General features: G+C 41.0%; 6 protein-coding genes. All 6 read left to right on the top strand.

Annotated features, from left to right (window positions below; translation table 11 throughout):
* The first annotated feature begins 323 nt into the window (after window positions 1–323).
* The 6 genes from Q0017_RS09695 (at window position 324) to hisD (ending at window position 6,058) form a co-directional block, all read left to right on the top strand.
* Complete coding sequence (locus Q0017_RS09695) at window positions 324–1,775, top strand: RNA polymerase factor sigma-54 (protein ID WP_298146018.1); 1,452 nt, start codon at window positions 324–326, stop codon at window positions 1,773–1,775.
* A gap of 119 nt (window positions 1,776–1,894) precedes the next feature.
* On the top strand, window positions 1,895–2,227 hold the full coding sequence (gene raiA / locus Q0017_RS09690) for a ribosome-associated translation inhibitor RaiA (protein ID WP_298146015.1): 333 nt from the start codon (window positions 1,895–1,897) through the stop codon (window positions 2,225–2,227).
* A gap of 137 nt (window positions 2,228–2,364) precedes the next feature.
* The gene (ibaG, locus tag Q0017_RS09685; RefSeq protein WP_297428012.1) at window positions 2,365–2,616 is read left to right on the top strand and encodes a BolA family iron metabolism protein IbaG; all 252 of its coding nucleotides are present in this window, start codon (window positions 2,365–2,367) and stop codon (window positions 2,614–2,616) included.
* A 7-nt stretch (window positions 2,617–2,623) separates the two neighbouring features.
* A complete protein-coding gene (gene murA, locus Q0017_RS09680; RefSeq protein WP_298146011.1) occupies window positions 2,624–3,883 on the top strand; it encodes a UDP-N-acetylglucosamine 1-carboxyvinyltransferase in 1,260 nt (419 codons plus the stop codon).
* Between the two features lie 5 nt (window positions 3,884–3,888).
* Window positions 3,889–4,590: an ATP phosphoribosyltransferase gene (gene hisG, locus Q0017_RS09675; protein ID WP_298146009.1), complete on the top strand. Its 702-nt coding sequence runs from the start codon at window positions 3,889–3,891 to the stop codon at window positions 4,588–4,590.
* 166 nt (window positions 4,591–4,756) lie between these two features.
* On the top strand, window positions 4,757–6,058 hold the full coding sequence (gene hisD, locus Q0017_RS09670) for a histidinol dehydrogenase (RefSeq protein ID WP_298146006.1): 1,302 nt from the start codon (window positions 4,757–4,759) through the stop codon (window positions 6,056–6,058).
* Window positions 6,059–6,076: the final 18 nt, after the last annotated feature.

Below are 6,076 nucleotides of genomic sequence, written 5' to 3'. Positions count from 1 at the left end.
CTCTTAGCGCTGATGGTAGTGTGGGGTTACCCATGTGAGAGTAAGTCATCGCCAGCTCATTATTCTAAAAAGGCCCCCTGATCATTGATCAGGGGGCCTTTTTTTATGCCTGAAATTTGCATGAAATCATTTCTTGCCTACCTTTCTACACTCATATTCATCAGAATCGTATATCTATTAGCTCTATAGCTCGCTATCTTTCAAGTAAATATTAATATATCTTGATAAAATCGTATGAAAAGTAACTTAATCATGTTATAAAAAATAAAATAGGCATAAAAATTGCTTAATAAAACTGCGAAAAATAATGAGGATAAAAGGTTATGCGGTTATCAGTTGGATTAAAAGTTTCAAACTCGCTTTCTTTAACGCCACAATTGCAACAAGCCATTCGTTTATTGCAATTATCAAGTTTAGAGCTAGAGCAAGAAATTCAATTACAACTTGAAAGTAACCCATTATTAGAGAAAATAGAAGAGCAAAATACATCAGAAAATCTAGTAAATGTAGACAAAGAATCAGACAACAAAGACTTAACCAATGAGCTAAACGCTGACCATTTACCCGATGATTTACCTGTAGATACAGATTGGGATGATGTTTATACTCATCAGCCAACTAGTCTAGGTGCTGCTGATTTTGAAGAGCGTGAGGATAATCGGCAAGGGCATTTAGGTTTAAGCGAGCATATGCTTGAGCAAATTAACTTGTTAAATTTTAGTCAAATTGATCAATTAATTGCCTATTGTTTAGTGGATTCATTGGATGAAAAAGGTTTTTTAGATGCAGAAATTGCAGAAATTACTGCTTCGGTGCAACATCTTTTGCAGTCTATGGATTATGACGATGAAGTTGAAGATGATGAAGTGGTAGCGGTACTCAGGCATTTACAACGCCTTGACCCCGTGGGTGTAGGCTCGCGTCATCTGGCTGAGTGTTTAAGCATTCAATTAGAGGTATTGCCTGTTAACACGCCTCATCGTGAGCAAGCGCTGACTTTGCTACAGCATTATGAATTACTAATTTCCAATGACTTATCTAAGTTAACCAAGCAAACGGGTCTCAATCCACAGCAGTTAAAAGCGGCAATTGATTTGCTTAAAACTCTAAAACCGCATCCGGGCCTAGATTTCGAGAATAAAGAGTCAGACTACCAAATTCCAGATGTTGTGGTAGCTAAAAAAAATGAAACGTGGCAAGTGCAGCTTAATCCCGATATTGTGCCTAAACTTAAAGTCAATTCCTTTTATGCCAATATGATTCGTCGTGCAGATCAAAGTGACGATAACCAATATTTACGCAATCAAATGCTGGAGGCAAAGAACTTTATTAAGGGGATTGACGAGCGTCATAAAACCTTATTAAAGGTTGCAACCGCGATTGTTGAGCATCAAAAAGCCTTTTTGGAAATTGGCGCTGAAGGCATGAAACCTTTGGTGTTGCGGGATATTGCCGAAGAAGTTGAATTACACGAATCGACTGTTTCTCGTGTGACAACCAATAAATATATGCTGACGCCACGCGGTTTGTTTGAATTGAAATATTTCTTTTCAAGTCATGTTGGTACTGCATCAGGAGGGGAGGCATCTTCAACAGCAATTCGTGCCAAGATTAAAAAATTAGTCAGTGAAGAGAATAATCGAAAACCCTTATCAGACAATGCACTAGCGACTTTATTGCAACAAGAGGGTATTGATGTGGCACGTAGAACAGTGGCGAAATACCGTGAATCGTTGAATATTCCGTCGTCTTCTGAAAGAAAAGTATTGATCTAAATTTTAAAGTGCGGTAATTGTAAAGGTGCATTATGACAACATAATGACCTAATCAGCGCAGACTTTCATTAATTTAGCGTCTGCAACGTATTTCATCCTACAGCTAAAGGGATAGAACTATGCAAATTACAATTCGTGGTCATCATCTGAGTATTACACCTGCTATTGAAGACACTATCCGCGCTCAGTTTTTTCAATTGACCAAACATTTGGATCAGGTCAGTAGTATGCAAGTTAAGCTGAGTAAAGATCATCAGGTAGATAAACGCTCCAAAAAAGGCAGCAGTAATCATATTGCTGAAGCGATTATTCGTGTACCAGGGGCAGAGCTTTTTGCGCAAGCCACAGCAGATGATATGTATAGTTCGATTAAAAAAATGACCGAAAAGCTTAAACGTCAGCTTGAAAAATACCGTGAATCTAAATTGGAATATCAAGTGGTTGTGCCTTAAAGTTTAAAGGCTAAAAAAGAGGTTTTTTAAACCTCTTTTTTTATAGTTATAATGTGTATGGTTAATGAATTATTTTAAGCATTTATAGTAGAATGACAGGTTTTTACACCCTTGATCCAATATAAGAGGTCTTTGCAATGAATAGTGATCAGCTCACAGATATTTTAAAAGCTGCTTTTCCTGAGGCTGAAGTTGCAGTAAGTGGGCAAGGCGGAAAATTTGATCTTCGTATTGTCGATGAGCAATTTGAAGGAAAACGCCCGGTTGCGCGTCAACAAGCTGTTTATGCACCGCTAAACTCTTATATTGCCAGTGGTGAAGTGCATGCTGTGACCATTCGTGCAATGACCAAAGAAGAATGGCGTAAAGCTAGTCTGTTTGGAGCTTAATTCGTTAATGGATAAATTTTTAATTCAAGGTGGTACTAAGCTCGAAGGTGAAGTACGCATTTCAGGTGCAAAAAACGCAGCTTTACCTTTGCTTGCTGCAACTATTTTAGCTGATACACCCATTACCCTGACCAATGTGCCTAATCTTAAAGATGTGAACACTTTGGTGCAACTGATTGCAGGTTTGGGTGTAGATATCACCTATGAGGGTGAAACCGTTAAGGCAGACATCTCAAGCCTCAATAACCAATTTGCCCCTTATGAGTTGGTACGTACTATGCGTGCCTCAATCTTGGTGTTGGGACCTTTGCTCGCGCGTTATGGTAGTGCCAAAGTATCTTTACCGGGTGGCTGTGCCATTGGTTCTCGTCCTGTCGATCAACACTTAAAAGCATTAGAAGCTTTAGGTGCGAAGATTGAAGTGGAAAATGGTTATGTGCTTGCTGAAGTTGATGGTCGCTTAAAAGGCGGCGAAGTTGTCTTTGATATGGTCACTGTTGGCGGTACCGAAAATATTTTAACAGCAGCCGTATTGGCTGATGGTGTAACCACCATCCGTAATGCAGCGCGTGAACCTGAAATTACCGATTTAGCGCAAATGCTGATTAAAATGGGCGCTAAGATTGAAGGTTTAGACACCGACACGTTAGTGGTGACAGGTGTTGAGAGCCTACATGGCTGTGAATATGCTGTTGTGGCTGACCGTATTGAAACCGGTTCATATTTAGCAGCAGCGGCCATGACTGGTGGTCGAGTTAAAACCACACACACCGATCCAAGTTTATTAGAAGCTGTGCTCGATAAATTTGAAGAAATGGGTGCAGAAGTGACCCGTGGTGATGATTGGATTGAATTGGATATGCAAGGCAAACGTCCAAAAGCAGTCAGCTTCCGTACTTTGCCACATCCAGAATTTCCAACGGATATGCAAGCGCAACTGATGGCAGTGAACTCCATTGCTCGTGGCTTTGCAACGATTTCGGAAACGATTTTTGAAAACCGCTTTATGCATGTCCCTGAATTGTCACGTATGGGTGCCAATATTCAGGTTGAAGGCAATGATGCGGTCGTCACAGGCGTAGAACAACTTTCTGCTGCACCTGTGATGGCAACAGATTTACGTGCTTCATTTTCTTTGGTTTTAGCAGCATTAGCCGCAGACGGAGAAACATTGATTGACCGCATTTATCATATTGACCGTGGTTATGAACATGTTGAAGCAAAATTACAAGGCTTAGGTGCCAAAATTAAGCGAGTGAGCGAGTAAAGTTAATGAGCGATATGAGAAACGATGATCCAAACTTTGACGTAATGGGCAATTTTGATCATGGTTTGACTTTGGCCTTAAGTAAAGGTCGTATTTTAAAAGAAACCTTACCTTTGCTTGAAAAAGCAGGAATTAATCTTTTAGAAGACCCAGATAAGTCGCGTAAATTAATTTTCCCGACCACGCATAAACAGGTTCGTATTTTAATTTTACGTGCATCTGACGTTCCAACTTACGTAGAAAATGGCGCAGCTGATTTAGGTGTGGCAGGTAAAGACGTCTTGATGGAGCATGGCGCGCAAAATGTCTATGAACCACTCGATTTAAAAATTGCCAACTGTAAGCTCATGACTGCAGGTAAGGTTGGAATGGAACGTCCAAAGGGTCGTTTAAAAATTGCCACCAAATATGTCAATTTAACCCGTCAATACTATGCAAGCTTAGGCGAGCAAGTGGATGTGATTAAACTTTACGGTTCAATGGAATTAGCCCCATTGGTTGGTTTAGGTGATTACATTGTGGATGTGGTGGATACGGGCAACACTTTACGTGCCAATGGTCTTGAGCCATTAGAAGAAATTTGCAAAGTTTCTTCGCGTTTAATTGTCAATAAAGCCAGTTTTAAACGTAAGCAAGATTTATTAAATCCAATTTTAGCGCAGCTTGAAAAAGCGGTTGCCGAGCGTGAAGCTGCAAAAAACGCTTAAAGCATTGGTATTAAAAAAACCGCCCTCAGAGGCGGTTTTTTTTATGATTGAACAATTAGGTGTTATTTATCAATTTTAATGACCGCTATTTCCAATGAAACTACACAGATAGATACCCACAAAGTGAGTGAAAACAGGTAAACTAAACTTTTCTTCTAGACATTTTGTGGGTAAATTGATGCGACGTTTATCGACTCAAGATCAAAACTTTAAACAAGTTTTTGCAGATTTGTTGGCTTTTGAGACTGTTAGCGATCCTGAATTATTAAAGACTGTAGATCAAATCATTGCTGATGTTCGCCAGCATGGTGACGCTCATGTTCTTAAGTTAACACAACAGTTCGATCGACATCCTGCGCATCAATTTTCAGATCTTGAACTGACCCAAGCACAACTTAAAGCGGCATTTGAGGGTTTAAACACAGAAGTACGTGAAGCACTCGAACTTGCAGCTGATCGTATTCGTGAATTTCACCAAGCGCAAAAGCAAGAGGGTTGGACCTATGTAGATGCTTTAGGCAATACTTTAGGTCAAAAAGTGACGCCGCTTGATCGTGTTGGGATTTACGTGCCGGGTGGTTTAGCTTCTTATCCATCATCTGTGCTGATGAACGCTGTTCCTGCACATGTCGCCGGTGTGCCTGAAATTATTATGGTGGTCCCTGCTCCAAATGGCGAGCTCAATCCATTGGTGTTGGCGGCAGCTTATTTAGCGGGTGTGACGCGTGTATTTACCATTGGTGGCGCACAAGCAGTGGCTGCATTGGCTTACGGTACACAAACTGTACCGCCTGTAGATAAAATCACAGGTCCGGGTAACCGTTTTGTCGCTGCGGCTAAACGAGCGGTATTTGGTCAAGTCGGTATTGATATGATTGCCGGACCTTCTGAAATTTTAGTCTATGCAGAAGGTGAAAATAACGCCGAATGGCTAGCCATGGATGTATTGTCGCAAGCTGAACATGACACTGTTGCGCAAGCCATTTTTATTACCCCAGATGAGCAGCTTTTAAATGACGTTGCACAAGCCATTGAAACGCATTTAGCGGCATTGCCAAAAGCTGAAATTGCACGTACTTCAATTGCCAATCGTGGCGCATTGGTTTTGGTGAAAGATCGTCAAGAAGCAATTGATTTGATTAACCAAGTTGCACCTGAACATTTAGAGCTATGTTTAGATGATGCCCAAGCGATGGCCGAAGACATTCGTCATGCCGGTGCGATCTTTATGGGGCGTTATACCCCTGAGGCGATTGGCGATTACTGTGCAGGTCCAAACCATGTGTTACCGACCTCAGGTACAGCGCGTTTTTCATCGCCACTGGGTGTTTATGATTTCCAAAAACGTTCAAGCTTGATCATGTGTTCGCAACAGGGTGTCAAAACCTTAGCACGTACTGCTGATATTTTAGCGCAGCAAGAAAATCTTGATGCCCATGCACGTTCGGCGCGTTACCGTTATCAATAAACATTTGGCTACATGTGT

It is taken from the genome of uncultured Acinetobacter sp. (assembly GCF_947624825.1).
GTDB lineage: Bacteria > Pseudomonadota > Gammaproteobacteria > Pseudomonadales > Moraxellaceae > Acinetobacter.
The sequence above is the reverse complement of the archived record's forward strand: the minus strand, read 5'-3'. Positions and strand labels throughout refer to the sequence as shown.